The organism is Bordetella petrii, from assembly GCF_000067205.1.
Classification (GTDB): Bacteria; Pseudomonadota; Gammaproteobacteria; order Burkholderiales; family Burkholderiaceae_B; genus Bordetella_A; species Bordetella_A petrii.
The window spans coordinates 2237807-2259687 of record NC_010170.1 but is presented as its reverse complement, the minus strand read 5'-3'; the positions used below and the strand labels follow the sequence as shown (position 1 = coordinate 2259687).

23 protein-coding genes and 2 pseudogenes are annotated in these 21881 nt (G+C 63.8%); 10 read left to right on the top strand and 15 right to left on the bottom strand.

Features of this window, described 5'->3' with window-relative positions:
* Positions 1-16: 16 nt before the first annotated feature.
* Entirely contained in the window at positions 17-847 is an 831-nt protein-coding gene (locus tag BPET_RS11030; RefSeq protein WP_012249085.1) for a DUF932 domain-containing protein, read from the bottom strand.
* A 710-nt stretch (positions 848-1557) separates the two neighbouring features.
* Between BPET_RS11030 and BPET_RS11025 the strand changes: the two genes are divergently transcribed.
* Entirely contained in the window at positions 1558-2484 is a 927-nt protein-coding gene (locus tag BPET_RS11025) for a hypothetical protein (protein ID WP_012249084.1), read from the top strand.
* Between the two features lie 61 nt (positions 2485-2545).
* Here BPET_RS11025 and BPET_RS11020 read toward each other — a convergent pair whose 3' ends face one another.
* The 8 genes and pseudogenes from BPET_RS11020 to BPET_RS10990 all read right to left on the bottom strand — a co-directional run bounded on the left by BPET_RS11020 (position 2546) and on the right by BPET_RS10990 (position 8966).
* Positions 2546-2896, bottom strand: a complete 351-nt coding sequence (locus BPET_RS11020) for a DUF2958 domain-containing protein (RefSeq protein WP_012249083.1) — start codon at positions 2894-2896, stop codon at positions 2546-2548.
* Positions 2897-3180: 284 nt separating this feature from the next.
* Positions 3181-3686, bottom strand: a pseudogene (radC, locus tag BPET_RS11015) (RadC family protein).
* 334 nt (positions 3687-4020) lie between these two features.
* Positions 4021-5817: a DUF2326 domain-containing protein gene (locus BPET_RS11010; RefSeq protein WP_012249081.1), complete on the bottom strand. Its 1797-nt coding sequence runs from the start codon at positions 5815-5817 to the stop codon at positions 4021-4023.
* Positions 5804-6055 carry an ABC-three component system middle component 8 gene (locus BPET_RS25975; protein ID WP_228708800.1) on the bottom strand — a complete coding sequence of 84 codons (252 nt, stop codon included), beginning with the start codon at positions 6053-6055 and terminating at the stop codon, positions 5804-5806. The genes BPET_RS11010 and BPET_RS25975 overlap by 14 nt, the downstream gene beginning before the upstream one ends.
* Complete coding sequence (locus tag BPET_RS11005) at positions 6021-7001, bottom strand: ABC-three component system protein (RefSeq protein WP_012249079.1); 981 nt, start codon at positions 6999-7001, stop codon at positions 6021-6023. Before BPET_RS11005 ends, BPET_RS25975 begins: the two co-directional genes overlap by 35 nt.
* Positions 7002-7035: 34 nt before the next feature.
* Positions 7036-7356 (bottom strand): helix-turn-helix domain-containing protein, encoded by a 321-nt coding sequence (locus BPET_RS11000; RefSeq protein ID WP_012249078.1) that lies wholly within the window; start codon positions 7354-7356, stop codon positions 7036-7038.
* A 3-nt stretch (positions 7357-7359) separates the two neighbouring features.
* Positions 7360-7719: a type II toxin-antitoxin system RelE/ParE family toxin gene (locus BPET_RS10995; protein ID WP_012249077.1), complete on the bottom strand. Its 360-nt coding sequence runs from the start codon at positions 7717-7719 to the stop codon at positions 7360-7362.
* A 38-nt stretch (positions 7720-7757) separates the two neighbouring features.
* The gene (locus BPET_RS10990; RefSeq protein WP_012249076.1) at positions 7758-8966 is read right to left on the bottom strand and encodes a tyrosine-type recombinase/integrase; all 1209 of its coding nucleotides are present in this window, start codon (positions 8964-8966) and stop codon (positions 7758-7760) included.
* Between the two features lie 177 nt (positions 8967-9143).
* Here BPET_RS10990 and rlmJ point away from each other — a divergent pair.
* Positions 9144-9308: pseudogene (rlmJ, locus tag BPET_RS27320) on the top strand (23S rRNA (adenine(2030)-N(6))-methyltransferase RlmJ); the annotation flags it as partial.
* 43 nt (positions 9309-9351) lie between these two features.
* Here rlmJ and BPET_RS10980 read toward each other — a convergent pair.
* The 5 genes from BPET_RS10980 to folC are packed head-to-tail and all read right to left on the bottom strand — an operon-like array spanning position 9352 to position 14057.
* Positions 9352-9819: a disulfide bond formation protein B gene (locus BPET_RS10980; protein WP_012249075.1), complete on the bottom strand. Its 468-nt coding sequence runs from the start codon at positions 9817-9819 to the stop codon at positions 9352-9354.
* 60 nt (positions 9820-9879) lie between these two features.
* Positions 9880-11400 (bottom strand): amidophosphoribosyltransferase, encoded by a 1521-nt coding sequence (gene purF / locus BPET_RS10975; RefSeq protein WP_012249074.1) that lies wholly within the window; start codon positions 11398-11400, stop codon positions 9880-9882.
* A 21-nt stretch (positions 11401-11421) separates the two neighbouring features.
* A complete protein-coding gene (locus BPET_RS10970) occupies positions 11422-11910 on the bottom strand; it encodes a CvpA family protein (protein WP_012249073.1) in 489 nt (162 codons plus the stop codon).
* Positions 11907-12695, bottom strand: a complete 789-nt coding sequence (locus BPET_RS10965; protein WP_012249072.1) for an SPOR domain-containing protein — start codon at positions 12693-12695, stop codon at positions 11907-11909. The genes BPET_RS10970 and BPET_RS10965 overlap by 4 nt, the downstream gene beginning before the upstream one ends.
* A 54-nt stretch (positions 12696-12749) precedes the next feature.
* The gene (gene folC / locus BPET_RS10960; RefSeq protein ID WP_012249071.1) at positions 12750-14057 is read right to left on the bottom strand and encodes a bifunctional tetrahydrofolate synthase/dihydrofolate synthase; all 1308 of its coding nucleotides are present in this window, start codon (positions 14055-14057) and stop codon (positions 12750-12752) included.
* A 159-nt stretch (positions 14058-14216) separates the two neighbouring features.
* Between folC and BPET_RS10955 the strand changes: the two genes are divergently transcribed.
* From BPET_RS10955 to BPET_RS10940, 4 genes are read left to right on the top strand one after another with little or no spacing between them, the layout of a single operon-like run.
* Positions 14217-14627, top strand: a complete 411-nt coding sequence (locus tag BPET_RS10955; RefSeq protein WP_012249070.1) for a cupin domain-containing protein — start codon at positions 14217-14219, stop codon at positions 14625-14627.
* Positions 14628-14686: 59 nt separating this feature from the next.
* A complete protein-coding gene (locus tag BPET_RS10950) occupies positions 14687-15652 on the top strand; it encodes a Bug family tripartite tricarboxylate transporter substrate binding protein (RefSeq protein WP_012249069.1) in 966 nt (321 codons plus the stop codon).
* Positions 15649-16869 carry a CaiB/BaiF CoA transferase family protein gene (locus BPET_RS10945; RefSeq protein WP_012249068.1) on the top strand — a complete coding sequence of 407 codons (1221 nt, stop codon included), beginning with the start codon at positions 15649-15651 and terminating at the stop codon, positions 16867-16869. The genes BPET_RS10950 and BPET_RS10945 overlap by 4 nt, the downstream gene beginning before the upstream one ends.
* On the top strand, positions 16869-18035 hold the full coding sequence (locus tag BPET_RS10940; protein WP_012249067.1) for an acyl-CoA dehydrogenase family protein: 1167 nt from the start codon (positions 16869-16871) through the stop codon (positions 18033-18035). Before BPET_RS10945 ends, BPET_RS10940 begins: the two co-directional genes overlap by 1 nt.
* Positions 18036-18328: 293 nt before the next feature.
* Here BPET_RS10940 and BPET_RS10935 read toward each other — a convergent pair whose 3' ends face one another.
* Positions 18329-19066, bottom strand: a complete 738-nt coding sequence (locus BPET_RS10935) for an IclR family transcriptional regulator (protein WP_012249066.1) — start codon at positions 19064-19066, stop codon at positions 18329-18331.
* Between the two features lie 138 nt (positions 19067-19204).
* Here BPET_RS10935 and BPET_RS10930 point away from each other — a divergent pair, with 138 nt between their 5' ends.
* The 4 genes from BPET_RS10930 (at position 19205) to BPET_RS10915 (ending at position 21878) form a co-directional block, all read left to right on the top strand.
* Complete coding sequence (locus BPET_RS10930) at positions 19205-19579, top strand: flagellar protein FlaG (RefSeq protein ID WP_012249065.1); 375 nt, start codon at positions 19205-19207, stop codon at positions 19577-19579.
* Between the two features lie 92 nt (positions 19580-19671).
* A complete protein-coding gene (gene fliD, locus BPET_RS10925; protein WP_012249064.1) occupies positions 19672-21045 on the top strand; it encodes a flagellar filament capping protein FliD in 1374 nt (457 codons plus the stop codon).
* A 19-nt stretch (positions 21046-21064) separates the two neighbouring features.
* Entirely contained in the window at positions 21065-21490 is a 426-nt protein-coding gene (gene fliS / locus BPET_RS10920) for a flagellar export chaperone FliS (protein WP_012249063.1), read from the top strand.
* A gap of 37 nt (positions 21491-21527) precedes the next feature.
* Positions 21528-21878 carry a flagellar protein FliT gene (locus BPET_RS10915; RefSeq protein WP_012249062.1) on the top strand — a complete coding sequence of 117 codons (351 nt, stop codon included), beginning with the start codon at positions 21528-21530 and terminating at the stop codon, positions 21876-21878.
* The last annotated feature ends 3 nt before the right edge of the window (positions 21879-21881 follow it).

Genomic DNA, 21881 nt, shown 5'->3' with positions numbered 1-21881 from the left:
CCGGCGGGGGAACGGTTCAGGCTTTCAACTGGCGCAGGCCATCGGCCAGCATCCAGAGGGCGCGATTGAGCCGCACATCGGAATCAATGCCCTGCACAGGGCGGGTCTGCTGGCGGCGTCCGTTGGCGCTGCGCCCGGACAGTCCGCCCTTGGTCAAGTTCTCCTGCGTGCGGTTGAACACGCTCCACAGGTCAGGGCGGCGGTCTTCAAACCGGCGCGGCATCAGGATTTGCGATTCGGTGATGGGCGCGGGCTTGTTGTCGGTGGGGTCGTACTTGAGGGCCAGCGCGGCGCGTGCGAAGACTTCGGCCTCGCCATCGTCCAAGGTGATGCCGCGCATCAGGTCGCGGGATTCCTTCACACGCTCGAAACCGCGCAGCACCTCGAACGCGCCTTCGATGACTTGGCCCGCCACGTCGCCCTTATGGGGTACGCGCACATCGGCCACGGTGTCACCGCAGACAAGGCCATTGCTGCACACGAACCGGAACATGCCGGCCAGCATCTGATAGCTGCTCGTGCCGTCGTGCGAGTTCAGCAACACGATTTCGTTAGCTTCCGCGCCGTTGATCTGGCTGGTGTGGCGCAGGCGAATCATGTGTTTTGTGTGCTCGCGCTTGCCTTCATCGCGCACGCGGGTTTGCGTCACCATGAAGGGCTGAAACCCTTCTTTGCGAAGCTCGGTCAGCACGGCGGCGGTGGGGATATAGGCGTACCGCTGCGAACGGCTTTCATGCGGCGCGTCCGCGAAGATGGACGGCGCTACACGGTGAATCTGGTCATCGGACAGCGGGTAGTCGCTGCGCAGCGAGGGGGAGCGGGAAGCGAAACGGGATGCGAGTTGCATGGTCTTTCTCCTGACAAAAAGAGGTTTGCTGTTCACACCGCACACCGGATTCCTAGATTCGGAGCCCAGCCTTTCGGCTGTTCGGTGCGGTCGGCACGAGGAACCCGGTTGGCCCTGTTGCCACCGTCTTTCCTGAGTTCATCGCCCGCGACGGTCAGGAGCGCGCGGACGGGGGCCGTCAAGGAGAAAAGCGCAGGGTTGGTGCGGCCCGCAGGCGCAGCCGAGGACACGGCCCTGCGCGCCTTGATGGCACACGGGAGCGGGCTACAGTCGCGGACAAGGTGATGGAGTCAGGGAAGACGGCTGGACATGGCAACGGCCTTCCCCCTGCGCTGACCGCACGGCAAGCGAAGCGCGCAGGCCCGAAGCGGGAAGCCGGGCCGGAGGCGTCAGCCGAGCGGAGCGAGGGAACGATGGAAGCCCGGAAGGGGCGAGACGCCGCAGGCGGCTCGATGCGCTACGCGCACGACAGCGCGACCGGCCATCTCCCAGGTGGCCGGGGACGCCCAGCAGTTTGGGCATCGCGGAATTTGTCTTTGGTCGATTTTTCGCGGACAATGTGGGCAAGGCCCTGTCCGCCTGAGCTTCGAGCGGCTCAATCAAGACTGCGTTCTGCTTTCCCCCGTATTTCTTGCCACCACCATGCGATATCGCCTGGGCGTAGGCCAAGTAATCGCTCGATTGGTCTGCGCTGAAATCAGGAGAATCGTATGCCCATCGGCATTTCCGACCTTGCCCATTCTGTTCGCAAGAACAGCGCTTCCGTGGCCGCACCTGTGCAGCTTGGCCACGCGCAGCAACTCATCGTTGCTGCACTTGGCTACAAGAGCCTTGCCGCCTACCAGGCTGCGCAGGTAGCCGCGGTCGAACCCCAGGATTTGGGCAACGTCCACCACGTTGTAGTCGACTACGACCAGCTCGATCAGCGCGCCAGCGAACTTGGCGCGGCCCCCACGCCAAGCCAACTGCACGAGTTGATCGACGCAGCCTTCAAAGAGCGGGCGCCTCGTACACACATTCACGCCTCTCATGCGGACTTCGACAACTACTTGCGTGAGCATGTGGATCAGGTGGTCATCGAAGACGATGACGTGAACAGCGAGATGGCCAACGCCAATTACGATGGCATTGATGAGGTCTATTTCGATTTCGAGGTCGAGTCTGAAAACGTACCCGTTGGCGGCTCGCTGGAAATCAACCTGGATGGCCATGTTGGCCTGGGAATCGACACTGAGCGCCCCTACGCGGGCCACAAAGTGAACGTGGAAGGCTTCCTGACAGTGGATCGATTGGGTAGCCAGTGCTTTGGGTCAGTGGACTGCCAAGTCACCAAAGCGGAACTCGATACGAACTGGGGAGATGACGACTACGATGGCGAGCCACCGCCGCGCAGCGTATCGCAAGCCTATGCCGAACTGCTGGGCCTCGAACTGCATGAGGTTGGCAATCTCGCCGATGTAGAAGCAATGGAGCTGGACGGCAGTAGCGGTGAAATGGTCTATGGCTACCTCCTCGACTTCACGGACTACGCATCGCCCGAGATAGCGCAGAAGATCTTGCGCCGCCACTCCTCACTGCGTATCGAAGTCGGCCCTGGCTTCTTTGAAGGTGTTCGCAGCGACGACTGGCCTCGCTGACGATGTAGTAAAGCGCATCCCGATATGGGATGCGCTGCTGGGCCATTCGCCCAGGGCCGGGTTAGACAACGATCCGCCCGGCCAGCCGCGCATCGCGCGCATAAGCGCTCAAGCGCTTCTCGGCGCGGAACGACAGGTCACGCTCGATCGGCAGGCCCAGCCCGCCACGCACCGTTGCCAGCTCGCCCAAACTGACCCAGCCGATTTCCGGCATCCCCAGGCCCAGGTCGCAAAGGCCAAAGGCGTGGTCGTGGTCATCGGGATCAATCTCGGTCAGCAGCCAGGTCGCACCGGCGTCCGGCGTGAACAGCTTGACCACGGGGGCCGGATCGAAGTCCGGGTTCTCCAAGGATTCGCGGCCGTTGGCCAGTAGCACGATGCGCTGCTCGTCAGTGATGAGTGCGTTGTTCATGGTGAACTCCTGAAAGGATGCCGGGCGGAATTGCCCGACCCTTCCGGGGCACGACGCAGCGCAAGCAGTCAGGGGTCAACGACGGCCGCCAGGACGCAAGCGTGCAAGCACGCGCAGCCCTTGAAGGCGAGAACGCCGTGGTACGATGAAGGGAACAGCAAGACCGCCTCCCTCGCACCTCCACGCACCCCGGTTTTCGGCAAGTGCGCAGCACGCGCAGGCCCGCAAGGGCCGGAGCTGCGCCACCGGGCGCAGCAAAAAAAGGGGGCCGAAGCCCCCGAGGGTCAAAGCAGGCCGCATTCGGCGAATGACGTGGTGCTGCTGCCCTCGACGATGATGTGATCCAGCGTGCGAACCTCCACCAGCGCCAGCGCCTGCCGAAGCTGCGCGGTCAGAGCTTTGTCAGCCGCGCTCGGCTCGGGGTTCCCGCTGGGGTGATTGTGCGAAATGATGACCGCCGCCGCATTGAGCCGCAGCGCCTGTTCACTACTTCGCGCGGATGTACCTCGGCCGAGTCGATCGTGCCGTGGAACATCTCCACGTAGTCGATCAGCCGATGGCGCGTGTCGAGGAACAGCATCGCAAAGACTTCGTGCTCGTAGCCGGCCAGCTTGGCGCGCAGGTAGTCCTTCACCGCCTCCGGCGACGTGAACGTCTCGCCGCGCTGCATCTTCTGTTCGATGACCTGACGCGCAGCTTCCAGAATCTGGTCGGCGTCCGCCGGCCGATAGCGGCCACGGCCATCGCGCACCATCAGCGGAGTATCGAGAGAGAGGGAAAGTTGCGACATGATCGTGCTCCGGTTACTCGGGCGGAATTGCCCGGAACCGTGGGAAACACGGCGCAGCGCAAGCAGTCAGGGGTCGCAGACGGCCGCCAGGACGCAAGCGCGCACCAGCGCGCGCCGCCCTTGACGGCGAGAACGCCGTGATACGGTGAAGGGAACAGCAAGACCGCCCACATCCCGCCCACTGCACACACTCGGCTTTGGGCAAGCGCAGCGCGCAGGCCCGAGAGGGCCGGAGGCGTCAGGGATCAAAGCCGGATGGCCGCGATTCGGCACGAAGCGCGGGGCGCAGCCCGCGAGCCCGACGGCAGCACGCCGGGACGCATGGATGATTGAATTACCACCCTCTCATCTTGAAAATTCGGCCTCGATCGCCCTCATCGTGCAGCGTGACGACGATTTCGCCTGCTGTAAAAACAGGGGCATCATCTTCTGCACGTACAGGCAAATCTGAGTCGATCAGCGTGATGACCGGCTGCAATCCCAAATCTGCATAGCGACGTACAACCGTCAGCAAATTCTCTTTCTTGCGGTCATCCAGCGACTCCAACACTCCGTCGTGATACACAAAGCGTGGGAACTTCTCGCTCAGGTGTGCTCGCAGCACGGCCATATCGAAAGCGACACACAGCAGCTTGCGGTATGTGTGCCCCAGGTCAGCACTGGTGGCGTTGCCCGATCCATCAAGAATTTCCGCTTTGAAGTCCAGGTGACCTACCTGGTTGATCGCCACGCTCAACAGTGCCTTGCGATCAATGACTTCCTCAACAATTTCGCTGAAGAAAACGCGGATCGTGGAGAACGGGCTTGCCTGATCCGAGTTCTGCTTATCCACGTCGGCTTCGATCCGCGCTTGCAAATGGTCGCGCTCTTCCGTCAAGGATCGAATCTCAGCGCGCAACTCCTGGAGGCGATGCAAGTGGCCTTTCTGGTGCTCCAACGATGTGATGTCCGCGCGCAACGTCACCATCTCATCCGAGAGCTGTTTGTACTTGGTGAAAACATCCGTTCCGCTCAGGAAGGAGAGCATTTCCGAGCGCTTTTTTCCTAGCGCATTCAATTCTGCATTCACCCGCTTCAGCTCACCTTCGATTTCCGCGAACTCCTCTTGGAGATAGCCACGGCGCTCATCCGTGATGGCCCGATTGAAAGCAATCAACTGCTGGAAATCTTTCTTGATCTGCCCCTGGAACAACACGCCGGCTTCGCCAAACAACCTCTGCGCCTCATCGGGACTGAAAAGGATTTGATCTTCCTGCAACGATGCTTGCACCTTCTTCCTGTTTTGACTCAAGGAATAACGTTCCGAATTCAGCGCGGCAATTCGCTCATCGACTTCATCAACCACCTTTTTGGTGCGATCTTTGTCTTGGGCGCGAAAATCGAAAGCATCCAACAGCACTTGCTTCTTCTCTGCGTCTTTTTGCTTGAGCAGAAGAATGCCTTCAATTTTGCTGATGTCCTCGACCGAGCCTCCTAGTTCATTTTTAATGGTTTGCGCTGTCTCCTGCTTTTTGGCGAGTTCGTGCTCTTTCGCATAGTGGTCAGCGATCAGCTTGGCATCGAAGCCCAGAAGATGTGCAAGGAATGGCTTCCAGTCGGCGTGTTTAGAGGCGAACTTGCGAAGTTGGAAAACTTCACGAAAATCCTCTTGCGAACGCAGCAGGTAACCAAGCGCTTTCCGGTACGACCACGGCTTGAGAGCACGCCAGTCGAGCAGGCCGTCAAGCAGTTCGCGTGCGCGTTCAAAAGGAACGTCCCGATGTCCCCATTCTGCGAGCGCCAAAGCCGAAAAGTCCTGGTGGCCTGCTTCATGCTGCTTGAAGGCAATCTTGGTTGCGTCTTCTACGCTGCGTCGGATCGTGATGAAAGAGCCGTCTTCCAGTTCAATTTCAAGGAAAAAAACGAAATCCTTGAACAAGTCAAAATGCTTGAAGAGGAAGAACTTAGGGTCTTTGCCTGCCAGGAAGCAAAAATCCAAAAGACGCCCCAGCGTGGTCTTCCCAAGATTATGGGTGTCCTTGTTTCGATTCTCCGGCAGACGAATTTCAGCCATGACGACGTTCAGCCCAGGAGCAAAGTCCACGGGCTCGAACACATCCGGCTTGTTTGAATAGAGTTTAGATAGCTTCATTTGGCCCCACGTATTCCACTGCGTCAGTCTTGGGGCGATATTCAACTAAGCCCATCAAATAGAGAAAGTTGAGCGCGGGCAGGAAAAGTACATCGCCACCCACGACGTGCTTCTTCGCAAATTTGCGCAGCACATCGTATTCATCGACACGACGATCTTTCAGTCGCGACAGGAGCAGCAGAGAAACGTTAATAACTGTGCGATCAGGATGTGAGTGTTTGGTTGGCCGCAGCATCATCCACCTCCCCAATGTCACAATTCCAATACATGTAGAAAAGAATGGCTCGCGTCAGTCGCTTGTGCGCGTGCTGCCGAAGAACCGGGTCACGATTGAACAGCAGATCTACCAGATACTCCATGACCTCGTCGAAGGTCTGGTAGTCCTTGCGCTTCGCAAGAATCTTGAGCTGAAACTCATCGACCACAGATTCGTACATGCGCAGCAATTCGATATTCTCTGGCGCAGCAAGAAACGTGCGAATTTGCGCCGTTTCCTTCAGGTATTTTCGCCTCTGCTCCTTTGCGTACGCTGCCGTCATATTGTTCAGCGTGTTCTTTTCCTCATACGTCACACGTACGGTGGGTGGGTCGTCGAGTAACGCCGTCAAACCATCCTTCTGCCGTGCTAGCGCCTGGACAACCTCTGCAAGATCATCTGGACTAACAATCAACGGCGAGTCCACCGCATCCAAATTCGCCTCCTGGGCCACCTCTGGAAAGCGTTTCAGCCAAAGTTCCAGTTGTTCCAAGCCGCAAAGATAGATAGACGAAGCAGGGACGCCGCATTCGGCGGCGATGTGGTCACGGATTTCCGTCTCGGAATTGCCGGTCAGGCGGCGATTCGCAAACAGCATGTAGTGGTCGAGTTGCTTGGCCTCGCGCAGCTTCTTGATGCGTGGTACTTCTTTGCCGACCACCGTATTGCTGCTAGACGTGCTGTAGAAGTCCAGTTCCGAAAAACTGCGGTTGTACCCGTTGGTATGCTTGGCCTGAACGATGACTGTGCCTACCCACGGGGCTGTCTTGCTAGGATGCAGCTCGGCCGTGCCGACGAATTTTGCGTCACGCCCGCCATCCGGCCCTTTTGCGAATCCCTGAACGGCGATACCGAGCAAGCGCTGGCACAAGAGCACGATCAGTACCTCGAACTGATCGTCGCTCAAATCTTCATAAGCAAACTTCATTCTCCCCATCCCCCTCTATGCAGGCCCCATCGACTCATGCAGCAACCGTAATGCACGCCGAATGAGTACGCCGCGCAGGCTGCACCACAATCTCCACACGCTGGTCCAGTGACACCAGTGCCTGCATCAGCCGTTCCAGTGAAATGTTCTGGAGCTTGTAGCGGCGGACTTGGGACACTTTCGGTTGAGTCATGCCCGTGATCGCCGCAGCCTCCGTCTGGCTCAGGCCGCGATGGTCAATCAATTCATTGAGCTTGAGCGCGAGCGCTGCCTTTGCCGAAAGCTCTTCAGCATCGTCAAAGCCCAAATCTCGCAGCACGTTGTCAGTGCCTTGCGAATGGTCACTACGCTTCATCGTTTATCTCCCGCTCGTCTTGTGACGGGCCAGCACGGCCTTCAACCGCTTCTCGATCAGTTCCACGTCCGGCTGCGGCGTGGCGATGCCGGACTTGGACTTCTTCTGGAACGCATGTAGTACATGTACCGCATCGCCCATCTTCACTGTATAGACCGCCCGGAAAGTATCGCTCCGATGGTCTTCCACCAATTCGTACACACCGGAGCCCAACCCCCTCCAGGGCTTGGCCGAATGTGGTGTGCTGCCCAACTGAACGATGAACAACGCCACACCCATGTCCTTCTGTACATCGACGGGAAACTCCTTGAAGTCCTTCTTCGAGGAGCCTTCCCAGTACAGCAGCTTGCGTTTCTGAACCATGATTATATCCGTTCGGGTATGAATCGCAAGAAGTTGGCTTAAGTAGCTGCTGTTTCCACCGGATCAGTTCGCCTCGCGCCAGTGATGGCTTGGCGTCGGCTGGCCACCAGTTCGGCCGCATCGCGCACCGGCTTGTCCTCGGTGTGGACGTAGTGCATGAACATCGCCACGGTCTTGTGGCCCGTTAACTTCATGCCTACTTTGGTGGGTACGCCCGAATTGGCAATGTCGGTCGTCGAGCGGTGGCGGATGCCGTGCGTGCCGACGTGCGGCACGCCGGCGGCCTTGAGCACCCGGCACCAGCCGCCATAGTGCTCGCCAAAAGTCAGGTGCTTGTCGGGGTTGTGGGGCGAAGGCAGGACATAGGGGCAGCCTTCCCGACGCGGAGCTGTCGAAAGCAGCCGATAGGCTTCCGCACTCATGGGCTTGGACATGCCGCCGGTCTTGCTGTCAGGCCAAACCACGCGGCGGTTCTCGAAGTCCAGCCAAGTCCATTCGAGCGGGCAGACTTCGGAGCGACGCGCGGCAAACTCAAATTGCAGCCGGATCGCCAGCGGGATGACGTAGTTCTCCAATCCTTCGGCCTCCAGCTTGTCTAGGTGGCGGTAGATCAGCGCCAGTTCGCCGTCCACGATGAGCCGGGTTTCCTTTCCCGGCGGAAACATCGGGACATGGCGGCACGGGTTGGTGCCGTCCGGGCGGTAGCCCCACACCTCGGCCAGATTGAACATCTTGCGCAGTACGCCGAATGCCTTATTTGCCTCGGTCGGCTTGTACGAGAGCTTTTCCATCAGCCCGGCAATGTCGGGGCGCTTCACATCAAGCACTTTCTTGCGGCCCAGCAATGGGATGATGCAGCGGTCGATGACGCCCTGATAGCCTTCCTGCGTGCTGGGCTTGTTGCGCTTCTTGGAGTAGTCCTCCATGAACTTCTTGCACAACTCCGCGATAGTGGGGGCCTTGCGCGCCTCGGTCTTGGCACCGCCGGGATCGCCACCCCGGCGAACCTCGGCCAGCCAGTCCTGGGCCATAACGCGGGCTTGCTCGACGGTCAGCTCCCCAAACAGGCCCAAGGCGGGTTTGCGGCGCTCCCCGGCATTCGTGCGGTACTGGAGCATGAACACCCGGCGACCCGCCGGGGTGATCTTGCACAGGAAGCCCGGCACCACGGTATCCCGCAGTTCGACCGCCTGCGCCTGGGGCTGCGCCGACTCCACAGCGGTCTTGGTGAGTTTGATCTTGGCCATGATGACTCCTCGGAAAGACCCGTTTCCAAGAGCCACATGGGAGCCATGAGAGTGGAAGCCGGGTCAGGTTTCAGAAAGCACCGGCATATGATGGACGCGCGTAAGTTATTGATAAACCTGCTGTATCCAGCTTCAGCGCAGTCCAGCGAAGTGCCAGGCTGGAGTCATCGTGAAATAAAAAAACCGGCCGCCGATGGCCTGGGCCTGCATGGCAGCGGCATGTTCGTGGTGAATCCCCCGTGGACGCTGCACGCGGCCTTGCGAGAAGCCATGCCGGTGCTGACCAGGCTGCTGGCGCAAGACGATCGCGCCGCATACACGCTACAGCAGCGCGCCGGCTAGCGCGCCTGCCCTGCCTGAACGGGCCGCGCCCGATGGGCGCCGTTCAGCGGCGCAACAGCGCGCGCAACGCCGCGATCACCAGCACGACGAACAGCGCCAGGCTCCACAGCGCGTATTCCAGGCCCAGCAAGTCGACAGAGGCATCCATGCAGCTGGCAAAAATGCCGAACAGCCACGGCACGGCGCCATCCAGGCCCGACCCGCTCATGAAGCGGTCGGCGAAGGTCTGGCTGCACGAGAACATCTGCGCGGCCACGTCGTACTGGTACCACGCCGCCGCGATGCCGCCCACGCCCAGCAGCGCGCACAGCGCCGCGCAGACGCGCGCGATAGCGCCCGCAAAGGCGCCCGCCAGCGCCACCACGCCGATCGCCAGGTAGATCAGGCGCTGCAGCACGCACCAGGCGCAAGGCGGCATATCGAACACATGCTGCGAAACGAGCGCCAGCCCCACGGCGGCGAAGCAAAGAACGGCAATCAGTAGCAGCAGGCGCTGGCGGGACGAAAACATGGCATGACCGGCAAAGGGGTTGAAAAAAAGCCGGGCCGCTTGGACCCGGCCCGGACGGGATCAGGCGTCGTTGGACACGTATCCCATGTTGAACTGCAGGCCGCCTGACGATTCTTCGTCGCCCGAACTGCCGCGCGACTGGCCCAGGCGTTCGAGGTATTCGGCGGTGATGTCGCCGGTGATGTACTGGCCGTCGAAGCACGAGGCCTCGAAGTGCGTGAGCGCGGGATTGAGGTCGGTGACGGCCTGCTGCATATCTTGCAGGTCTTGATAGATGAGCCCGTCGGCGCCGATGGTGCGGGCGATTTCTTCGTCGGAGCGGCCGGTAGCGATGAGCTCGCTCTGGGTGGGCATGTCGATACCGTACACGTTGGGATAGCGCACCGGAGGCGCGGCCGAGGCGAAGTACACCTTATTGGCGCCGGCGGCGCGGGCCATGTCGACGATCTCGCGGCTGGTGGTGCCGCGCACGATGGAATCGTCGACCAGCAGCACGTTCTTGCCCTTGAACTCCATGCCGATGGCATTGAGCTTCTGGCGCACCGATTTGCGGCGCACCGCCTGGCCCGGCATGATGAACGTACGGCCCACGTAACGGTTCTTGATGAGGCCTTCACGGTAGTCCAGGTTCAGGCGCGCGGCCAGTTGCATGGCGGCCGGCCGCGACGAATCGGGAATGGGCATGACCACGTCGATGTCGCCCAGGCGCATGTTGCGCGCCACCTTGTCGGCCAGGTACTCGCCCATGCGCAGGCGCGCATCGTATACCGACACGCCGTTGATCATGGAATCGGGCCGGGCGAAGTACACGTATTCGAAAATGCACGGCACCAGTTGCGGATTGTCGGCGCACTGGCGGCTGACCATGCGGCCGTCCAGGTCGATGAACACCGCCTCGCCGGGCTCGACGTCGCGCACGAAGGCAAAGCCGCTGCCTTCCAGGGCCACGGATTCCGAGGCGACCATCCATTCGACGCCCTCTTCGGTTTCCTGGCGGCCGATGCACAGCGGCCGGATGCCATGAGGGTCGCGGAAAGCCAGCAGGCCGTAGCCGGAGATTTGCGCCACCACGGCGTAGGCGCCGCGCACCCGCTTGTGCACGGCGGCCACGGCGCGGAAGATGGTGTCGTCGTCGAGCGAGACCCCGTTGGCGGCCGATTGCAGCTCGTGCGCCAGCACATTGAGCAGCACTTCGGAATCGGAATTGGTATTGATGTGGCGCCGGTCGACCCGGTACAGCGACTCGCGCAGTTCGCGCCAGTTGGTCAGGTTGCCGTTGTGCGCGAAGGTGATGCCGAACGGGGCATTCACGTAGAAGGGTTGGGCTTCTTCTTCGCTGGCGCTGGACCCGGCGGTGGGGTAGCGGACGTGGCCAATGCCGCTGGCGCCCGGCAGCGAACGCATGTTGCGGGTGCGGAACACGTCGCGCACCAGGCCATGCGCCTTGAACATATTGAAGTGGCTGCCCTGGAAAGTGGCGATGCCGGCCGCGTCCTGGCCGCGATGCTGCAGCAGCAGCAGGCTGTCATAGAGCAGCTGGTTGACCGGCCCGCGCCCGATGACGCCGATGATTCCACACATGGTGATTTCCCGTTAAAACAATTAGTACGGCAGCCACGTCGCTAGCGACGGGGGCAGCCACAGTTTGATGTGTCTGATGGCCTCTGTGGCCGAATGCGAAAACATGGCGTCCTGCCACCAGGGTTCTTGCGGCAGCGGCGTATAGCCCCCCAAGGCGACCAGCACCAGGACGATCAGTAGTCCCCGCGCCAGCCCGAAAACGGCGCCCAGGCCGTGGTCGGCGGGCGTCAGGCCGGTGGTGCGGATGAGGGCCGCCAACGTCATGTTGACCAGCCCCACCGCCAGCAGCACCACGATGAACACCGCCGCGTAAGACACTCCCATGCGCAGCATCGCCGTCTCGATATAGGGTTCCAGCCAGCCGTATACGGTGGGGCCCCACCAGATCGCGGCAATGAATGCCAGCGCGAACGCCATCAGCGACAGCACTTCTTTCAGCAGGCCGCGCAACAGACCCAGCAGGCCCGACACCGCCAGGATCGCCAGCACGACGAAATCGAAGCCAGTCACTGGCTGGCGATGAAGCCGTTGTCGTAGCCCAGCGTGCGCAGGCGCGCCTGGGCCGCCTGGGCAGCATCGCGCGACGGGAACGGCCCCACGCGCAGGCGGTACTGCTGCTTGCCGCCCACGGAGGCCTGTTCAACGAACGCGTTGGTGACGCCGGCCTGATGCAGCTTGGTGCGCCGCGACTGGGCGTCGGCCTGGCTGCTATAGGAAGCGATCTGCAATACGAAATTGCCCTTGGCGGCGGGCGCGGCCGACGGCTTGGCCGCGGGCTCGCTGCCGGGCGCCCGGCCTTCGAGCAGGGCCAGGGCGCGCGCGCCGTCGTCGTCGCGCTGCGGCTTGGCCGGCGGCTGCTGCGCCGGCGGCTTGGCGGCCGGCGCGGGGTCGGGTTCGGGACGCTGGGCCTGGGCCGTGGCCGGAGGCTGCGCCGGGGGCGTGGTGACGTCGGGCGGCGCGGGTGGCTCGCCAGGCGGCTGAGCGGCGGGCGGCTGGGCCTGCGCAACGGTATCGGGCGCGCCGGGCTCGGCCGTGGCCGGTGGCGACACGGACGGCTGGTATGGCGTGTTGCGATCGGGGATGCGGATGGGGATGTCGTCGGCCACCGGCACGGGCTCGGAATCGAGCACCATGGGCAGCACGATGACCGCCGCCAGCACCAGCGCCACCGCCCCGGCCAGCCTGCGGCGAGCGCGCGCGCGCAGTTCCGCCGCCTGGGCTTCGCTGGAGACCGATGGACGCGGCCTGGAGGGCGATGCCTGCGAGGCGGAATCTTTGCGAGTGAACAATCCCATGGACAGGAATTCCTTGCGACCTGGGCGGGAGCCGGCGTCCCGCCTGCCCGCAGCCTACGCTTTGCGGCCCAGCGACTGCAAAACCGAGGCTACGGTGAGAAATGAGCCGAACACCACGATTCTATCACCCTCGCCCGCCCGTTCGCGGGCCGCGGCATAGGCCGCGGCGGGGTCTGCGTACGCCTGCACGGAGGGCGCTTCGCCGCCCGCCGGCGCGGTTTGCAGGGCCGCCGACACACGGCCGGCCAGGTCTTGCCCCGAGCCGCCGCGCGGCCCGGGCAACCCGGCGCAATACCAGTGGTCGACACGGCTGGCCAGCTTGGCGATGACGCCATTGGCGTCTTTGTCGTTCAACATGCCGAACACGGCGTGCGTATAGGGATGGAACCCCATATTGTCGAGGTTCTGGGCCAGCACCGCGGCCGCGTGCGGATTATGCGCGACGTCGAGAATGACGGCCGGCTGGCCGGGCAGGATCTGGAAGCGCCCCGGCAGCGAAGCCTGCAGCAGCCCGACCCGTACCGCCTGCTGGGGCACCGGCAGGCGGTCGCGCACCGATTCGAGCGCGGCCAGCGCGGCCGAGGCATTGAGAAGCTGGTTGGCGCCGCGCAGCGCCGGGTAGGCCAGCGCGTTGCGGCGCTGGCCACGGCCGCCATAGGCCCATTGCTGGCGGTCGCCGGAATAATTGAAGTCGTGACCAAAGCGCCACAGGTCGGCGCCTATGGCCTGCGCGTGGTCCAGCAGCGACTGCGGCGGCTGCGGATCGCTGCAGATGGCGGGCCGGCCGGCGCGGTAGATATGCGCCTTTTCCAGGCCGATCTGCTCGCGCGTGTCGCCCAGGTAATCGGTATGGTCGAGATCGACGCTGGTAATGATGGCGCAATCGGCATCGACAATATTGACCGCGTCGAGCCGGCCGCCCAGGCCGACCTCGAGCACCACCGCGTCCAGGTTCGACTGCGAAAACAAGCGCAGGATGGCCAGCGTGGTGAATTCGAAATAGGTAAGCGTGACCTCGCCGCGGGCGGCCTCGACGGCGGCGAATTGCTCGGTCAGGGCAGCGTCGCTGGCGATTTCGCCGTTGATGCGGGCCCGCTCGTTGAAATCGATGAGATGCGGCGAGGTATACAGCCCCACCCGGTAGCCGGCCGCCAGCAGCATGGCTTCGAGCATGGCGCAGGTGGAGCCTTTGCCATTGGTGCCGCCCACCACGAACTTGACGCCGTCGAGCCGCAGCGCCAGGCGCCCGGCAACCTGCCTGACGCGCTCCAGGCCCAGGTCGATGGCCTTGCCGTGGATGGACTCGAGATACTGCAGCCACTGCGGCAACGGGGTCGTGGCATCGAGACGGAAGGCGGACATGACAGCGGGCGAAAATGACAGACGCGGCAGTTTAGCAGCCGCCCCCCCTTTCCCCCCGGATACCCCACCCTCCCGTGATGCCATCAGGGAAAATCCGCTTGCCTGATTTTTTCCTGTGTATGAAAATAATTTCACAGACAGGAAATACAGGAGTCCCGCATGTCCCGATCGCCCAGCTGGCTGGTGCGCGAAGCCGAAGTGCCCGGCTACCACCCGGCCAACCACACCGGCACGTTGAACCGGCGCCTGATCGGCCCCGATACCGTCGGCGCCCGACACGTGGAAGTGCTGCTGGGCGTCATCGAAAAAGGCCAGGGCGCGCTGCCCCATGCCCACCCCGGCATCGAACAGGTCTGCTACCTGCTGTCGGGCACCGCGCGGGCCCAGGTAGGCGACGAATCCGCCGACATGACCGCCGGCGACTGCTGCTATTTCCCACCCGATATCCCGCATGTATTCACGGTGACCAGCGACACGCCCGCGCGGCTGCTGGTCATTTACTCGCCACCCTACGAAGAATCGCCCGACCGCGTCATACGCGGCTTCGCGGCGCCTGCGGCGTCCGCCTGAGCGGCCGCCCTTTTCCCCAGACGGCCGACAGACGCCGCCCCTTACCAGGAGACTGATCCATGTTCCTACGCTCTCTACGCGCCGCCGCCCTGGCCGGCGCCGCCCTGGCCGCCGCCGGCCCGGCGCAGGCCGCCTATCCCGACAAGCCCATCAGCCTGGTGGTGCCGTTTCCCGCCGGTTCGGGCACCGATGCCGTAGGCCGCATTTTCGCCGCCGAGCTGGGCAATATTCTGGGCCAGCAAGTCGTGGTGGAAAACAAGCCGGGCGCCAACGCCACCATCGCCGCCAACTATGTGGCGCGCGCCAAGCCGGATGGCTACACGCTGTTCGTTACCACCAATACGTCGCATTCGGCCGCGCCCTTCCTGATGAAGAACGTGCCGTACGACCCCGTGAAAGACTTCACGCCCATCGCGCGCGGCGGCAACCTGCCTTTCATCCTGGTGGTCAACCCACAGCGTCCGTACAAAAGCGTGCAGGACCTGATCGACTACGCGCGCAAGAATCCCGGCCGCGTCACGTATGCCACCGGCAACAGCACCGGCATCGTGGCGGGCGGAACACTGGCCCGCCGCGCCAACATCGACATTCTGCACGTGCCTTATAAAGGCACGCCCCAGGCCCTGACCGACCTGGTCGGCGGCCAGGTCGACTTCATGTTCACCGACCTGGCTTCCGGCCTGCCCTTCGTGCAGTCCGGGCAACTGCGCGCGCTGGCCGTGTCCACCGCCGAGCGCAGCACCATCGTGCCCGATCTGCCCTCGATGCGCGAAGCCGGCGTGGCGGACTTCGACCTCAATTCCTGGAACGGCTATTTCGGCCCGGCCGGGCTGCCGCCCGAAATCGTGGCCAAGCTCAATGCCGCCATCAACCAGATCGTGACCAACCCCGACGTGCGCAAGCGCCTGGCAGGCCTGGGCTTCGATGCCTTCAGCGGCACGCCCGAAGACTTCGCCAAGTTCGTCAGCGCGCAGCGCGACCTGTGGGGCAAGCTGATCAAGGACGCAGGCATTCAACCGCAATGACGCCGACTCCCGAAACCGCCGGCCCGCTGGCCGGCGTGCGCATCCTGGACCTGAGCTCTGTGGTCATGGGGCCCTATGCCACACAGGTGCTGGGTGACCTGGGGGCCGACGTGATCAAGGTCGAATCCCCGGCTGGCGACAATATGCGCGCCGTGGGGCCCATGCGCAACGCCGGCATGGGCCACCTGTACCTGCACTTGAACCGCAACAAGCGCTCGATCGTGCTGGACCTGAAAACCGAGGCCGGCCGCGAGGCCTGCCTGAAGCTGGCCGAAGGCTGCGACGCGCTGCTGTACAACATACGGCCGCAGGCCATGGCGCGGCTGGGGCTGTCGTACGATGCCGTGGCGGCGCGCAACCCCCGGCTGGTCTATGTGGGCGCCTACGGGTTCGGAGAAACCGGCCCCTATGCCGGGCGCCCCGCCTACGACGACCTGATCCAGGGGCAGACCGGCATCGCCGACCTGTTCAGCCGGCAAAGCGGCGATGTGCCGCGCTACGCGCCGCTGACCCTGGCCGACCGCGCAGTGGGCCTGCACGTGGCCATCGCGCTGGTGTCGGCGGTGTTGCACGCCCGCAGCCACGGCCGGGGCCAGGCGGTGGAGATTCCCATGTTCGAGGGCATGGCGCACATGGTGCTGGGCGACCACCTGGGCGGCGCGACCTTCGACCCGCCGCTCGGCCCCACCGGCTACACCCGCCTGCTGGCGGCGCACCGCCGGCCCTACGCCACGGCCGACGGTTACCTGTGCCTGCTGATCTACAACGACAAGCATTGGCGCAACTTCTTTACCCTGATCGGCCGCCCCGACCTCGAACAAGACCCGCGCTTCTGTACGCACACCGCGCGCGCGCGCCATATCGATGAGGCATATGCGTTCGTGGCCGAGATCATGCGAACCCGCGGCAGCGCCGAATGGCTGGCCGATCTGGCGCGCGCCGACATTCCCGCCGCGCGCCTGTACTCGGTGGACGACCTGGTCGACGACCCGCATCTGCAGGCTACCGGTTTCGTGCGCACGCTGGACCACCCCAGCGAAGGCCGGCTGCGCACGCCGGCGCCGCTCGGGCGCTACGACGGCACGCCCACGGCCATACGCCGGCCGGCCCCGCGCCTGGGCGAGCACAGTCGCGAAATACTGCGCGAAGCAGGCTGCACCGATGCCGAAATCGATGCGCTGATCGCGGCGCGCGCTACCCAAGAAGGAGCTCTTTGATGGATTTTGAATTCTCGTCCGACCAGCTCGCCTTGCGCGATGCCATCAGCCGCGTATGCGAGCGTTTTCCGGACGACTACTGGCTGGAGCGCGACCGCGACGGCGGGTTCCCGCACGACTTCCACGCGGCCTTGGCCAACGACGGCTGGCTGGGCATCGCCATGCCCCAGGAGTACGGCGGCGCCGGCCTGGGCATGACCGAGGCGGCCCTGATGATGCAGACCATCGCGGCCTCGGGTGCCGGCTTCGCCGGCGCGTCGGCCGTGCACATGAACATCTTCGGCCTGAACCCGGTAGTGGTGTTCGGCACCGACGATCAGCGCCGTCGCTGGCTGGAGCCGCTGATCGCCGGGCGCGAGAAAGCCTGCTTTGCCGTGACCGAGCCCGATGCCGGCCTGGACACCACCAAGCTGTCTACACGCGCCGAGCGCCAGGGCGACGAATATATCGTGCACGGCCGCAAGATCTGGATATCGACCGCGCAGGTGGCGCACAAGATGCTGCTGCTGGCGCGCACCACGCCGCTGGCCGAAGTATCGAAGCCGACCCAGGGCCTGTCGTTGTTCTACACCGACCTGGACCGCGAGCGGGTCGAAGTCCGGGAAATCGAGAAAATGGGCCGCAAGGCGGTCGATTCGAACATGCTGTTCATCGACGGCCTGCGTATTCCGGTGGCCGACCGCATCGGCGAAGAGGGCCGCGGCTTCGAATACATTCTGCATGGGCTGAATCCCGAACGCATCCTGATCGCCGCCGAAGCGGTGGGTATCGGCCGGGCGGCGCTGGACCGGGCCGTGCAGTATGCCGGCGAACGCACCGTATTCGGCCGCCCCATCGGCCAGAACCAGGGCATCCAGCACCCGCTGGCCCAGGCATGGATGCAGTTGGAGGCGGCCAACCTGATGGTGTTCAAGGCGGCCAGCCTGTATGACGCCGGTCTGCCCTGCGGCCCGTATGCCAACAGCGCCAAATACCTGGGCGCCGAAGCTGGCCACAACGCGTGCCAGACCGCCGTGCTGACCCTGGGCGGCATGGGATACGCGAAGGAATACCACGTAGAGCGCTTGCTGCGGGAAAGCTATATACCGCGCATTGCGCCGGTCAGCCCGCAGTTGATTATGTGTTTTATTGCCGAGAAGGTGTTGGGGCTGCCGAAGTCTTATTAGGCTGCGGGGTTCTTGCGGTTGTTGGGGCGGCCATTTTTACAGAGGACGGTTGTGCGGGGCCGGGCAGCTCGGCCGGGCGGGCCGTTCGGCTTGTGGCTGGCCGAGCTCCGAATGCACCGGGTTTTCCCCGGCATCATCGCGCGCGTCGCGGCGCGAATGGCAATTCAAGTCGCGCAGGGCGACTTGAATTGCCGGCCCTGTACACTTTTTTCTTCTAAGAAACCCGCAGCCAAGCATTCAAGAACCCCGCCCTGCCCGGCAACGGGGGCTTTGAATCCGCCAGAAGAAAAAAATCACCCCCGCTGCTCGAGCGCCGTACAAGCCGCCCGCAGTATCCGCGCGTATTCCTGCTGCTGCGGCTCGATCCGGTACACCGGGCCGCCCACGGAAATGGCATAGACCTCGCCAGACAATGTGACCGGCCAGGCAATGGCGCAGACGTCGGGAATGGATTCCCCCAGGTTCATGAACCAGCCGCGCCGCCTGGACAGTTCCAGGTCGGCGTCGACGGCCTCGGGGGTGACCAGGGTGCGCTCGTTGTGGCGCACCAGCGGGCGGCGCGCCAGCAGGGCGTGGCGCGCGTCGGGCTCCAGCACGGACAGCAGGGCCTTGCCTAGCGAATTGGCATGCAAGTCGCGGAATTCGCCCGCCACCGGCGCATAGCGGATGGTGTGCGGGGAATCGAGCACGTCCAGGTACACCACCCTGCCATCGCTGCCCAGCTTGCCGAACACCACGGTTTCCTGGGTGGCGTCGCGCAGTTCGAGCAGGCTGGCATAGACCCGGTCCAGCACCGGATCGGCGCGCGCGATGCGCTGCGCCATGGCCAGCAGCCGGCCCGTGGGGTAGTAGCCCTGGCGCCGGCCGGTTTCGTACAGATAGCCCAGATCGGACAGGGTGCGGATCAGCGCCAGGCAGCTCGACACCGGCACCCCCAGCAGCCGCGCCAGCTCGGACAGCGGCAGGGCGCGCCGCTCTCGGGCGTAAGTCTCGATGATTTCGATGACGCGCAGGGCCGTCTTGACGCTCATGGGCTGATCACAAGTAGACAACGGAAACTACCCGGCGGCGGATCGCTAAAGTTCCGACCCGGGGTGCCGTTATGGTAGCTGAGAAATTCCCGCCAACCTCGCCGGGCGCCTCAGGGCGCCCGCTTGACAGGAGTGACCATGGCTGTCAGCCCGCTCGCCCCCGCCCCTCTTGCGCTGCCCACCGTGAATGTCGCGCCGGTTCCGCCAGAACCGGCAGTGGCCGTGACCCCAGCGGCCGCGTCGACCAACAGCGGCGGCGCGCAGGATGCGGCGGAGGGCACCGGCCAGCCGCCCTTGCCGCTGGAGCGCGCGCTGGAAGAAATCAACCAGCAGCTGCGCGCCTGGAAGACCCAGCTGCAGTTCGACATCGACCCGAACGTTCACCAGGTGGTGGTCAGCATCATCGACTCGGAAACCGGGGACAAAATCCGCACCATTCCGTCCGAGGCGCTGCTGCGCATCGCCCGGATGATCGTGCAAATGCAGGGCAACGCCGTCCAGACTACCGCCTGAAAGCGCCAAACTAGCCCGCCCTTGTGCCCTTGCCCGGCCAATCGCGCGACGCGGCGTTTTGACAGAATCCTATAGCTCGCAAGGAAACCACCATGGCCTCTATCACTTCGCTCGGCTCTGGGTCCGGCCTGACCAACCTGGAAGACATGCTCGACCAGCTGCAGAAGGCCGAAGAAACCCGGCTGACGCAGATCACCGCCCGCCAGACCAGCGTCAAGACCCGCATTTCCGCCTACAGCAAGCTGCAGAGCGCGGTCGAGGCCGTACAGAAGGCGGCCGCCACGCTGGGCAAATCGGACACGCTGAGCGCGGTCAAGAGCTCGGTCAGCGGCGAAGGCCTGACGGTCAAGACCGAGGCCGGCGCCGTGGCGGGCAATTACAAGATCGGCATCACCTCCCTGGCAACCGCACAAACCCTGAAATCGGATCTGGTTGAAGACCGCAAAGAGCCAATGGGCAGCGGCGGCAGCATCCAGATCACCCTGGCCAACGACGAGACCACCACGATCGAGCTGGGCTCGGACACCTCGCTGGACGGCGTGGCCAAGGCCATCAACAACAATGACGACGCGGGCGTGCGCGCCACCATCGTCACCGATGGCGACGGTAACAGCTACCTGATGCTGACCAGCAAGAACACCGGCACGCAATCCGCCGTGAAAAGCATCACGTCGGACAATACGGCGGTGCAGGCCGTGGTGGGCTACGAGGCCGGCAGCGCCTCGCCCATGACGGAACTGGAGCCCGCCGAGAACGCCGTGGTCACCATCAACGGCGTCGTCGTGGAAAGCCAGTCGAACACGATCGACAAGGCCGTCGACGGCGTCACCCTGGAGCTGACCGCCACCACCGAGCCGGACGAAACCATCTCGGTATCAATCACCAGCGACCCGTCGGTGCTGACCAAGGCCGTGAAGACCTTCGTCGACGCCTACAACAGCCTGCAGTCGACGATTGCCGACCTGACCGCCTTTGACGTCAGCTCCGAATCGCAAAGCGCGCTGACCGGCGACGGCACCACCCGCAACATCCAGTCCACCATGGCGGCTGCCTTGCGCGTGGTGGGCGGCGAAGGCGCGCTGCGCACGCTGAGCCAGCTGGGCATCACCAGCAACCCCACCAGCGGCAAGCTGGAGCTGGATGAAACCAAGCTGGACAAGGCCTTGGCGGACAACCCGGCCGACGTGGCGCGCCTGTTCGGCGGCGCCGGCGGGCTGGCCGAGAAGATGAAGACCGCGACCGACGGCATCCTGGGCAGCAACGGTTCGATCAAGACGCGCACCGACGGCCTGGAGGAGACCGTGGAGTCGCTGCAGGACCAATACGACCGCACCAAGGTGTCCATCCAGGCCACCATGGACAACTATCGCGCTCAATTCACGCGACTGGACGCGCTGGTGGCACAGATGAACAGCCTCAGCAGCTACCTCACGCAGCAGTTCGAGGCCATGTCCAAGCAAAGCTGACCCCATTTCCGCGCAGACCATGACATACGCCGCTCGCCGCCCTGCGGGCTATTCCGCCCGCTCTTATACCGACATCGGCCTCGAGACCCAGGTCTTGAGCGCAAGCCCCGAACGGCTGATCACGCTGCTGTTCAACGGCGCGCGCGCCGCTATCGCCCAGGCCCGCCTGCATCTGGAAGCGGGCCGGGTGGCCGAGCGCGGAGCAGCCATTTCCAAGGCCACCCGCATCGTGGACGAGGGCCTGAAAACCGGCCTGGATATGGAGGCGGGCGGCGAGATGGCCGCCAACCTGGCCAACCTGTATGACTACATCGTACGCACCCTGCTGCTGGCCAACCTGAAAGGCGACGCCACGCAGCTGGACACCGCCGACCGGTTGCTGGCCGAACTGGCGCAAGCCTGGCAGGCCGCCAACGATCCCCCCGCCAGCCCCGTGCCGGCCTGACTCTGACCTACTCGCCCCTTGCGCGAGCCCGACCTTTATGACGTCCCCCCCGCGGCCCGCCTGTGTCCTGGATATCTACCGGGAAATCGCCACCCTGACCGACGAGATGCTCGCCGCCGCCCGCGCCGGCGACTGGGGCGTCGTGCTGGCCTGTGGCCAGCGCTATTGCGAATCGGTCGAACAATTGCGCCGCCTCGACCCCGTGACGCCGCTGGACAACGCGGGCCGCGAGGCCAAGTACGAGCTACTGGTGCGCATCCTGGAAAACGACGCCGCCACGCGCGACCTGGCCGTTCCGCAGATGGCGCGCCTGAGCGACCTGCTGGGGCGCATGAAGCGCCAACAGTCGCTGCTGTCGGCCTATGGCGCGCGGACTTCGACCGCATGATAT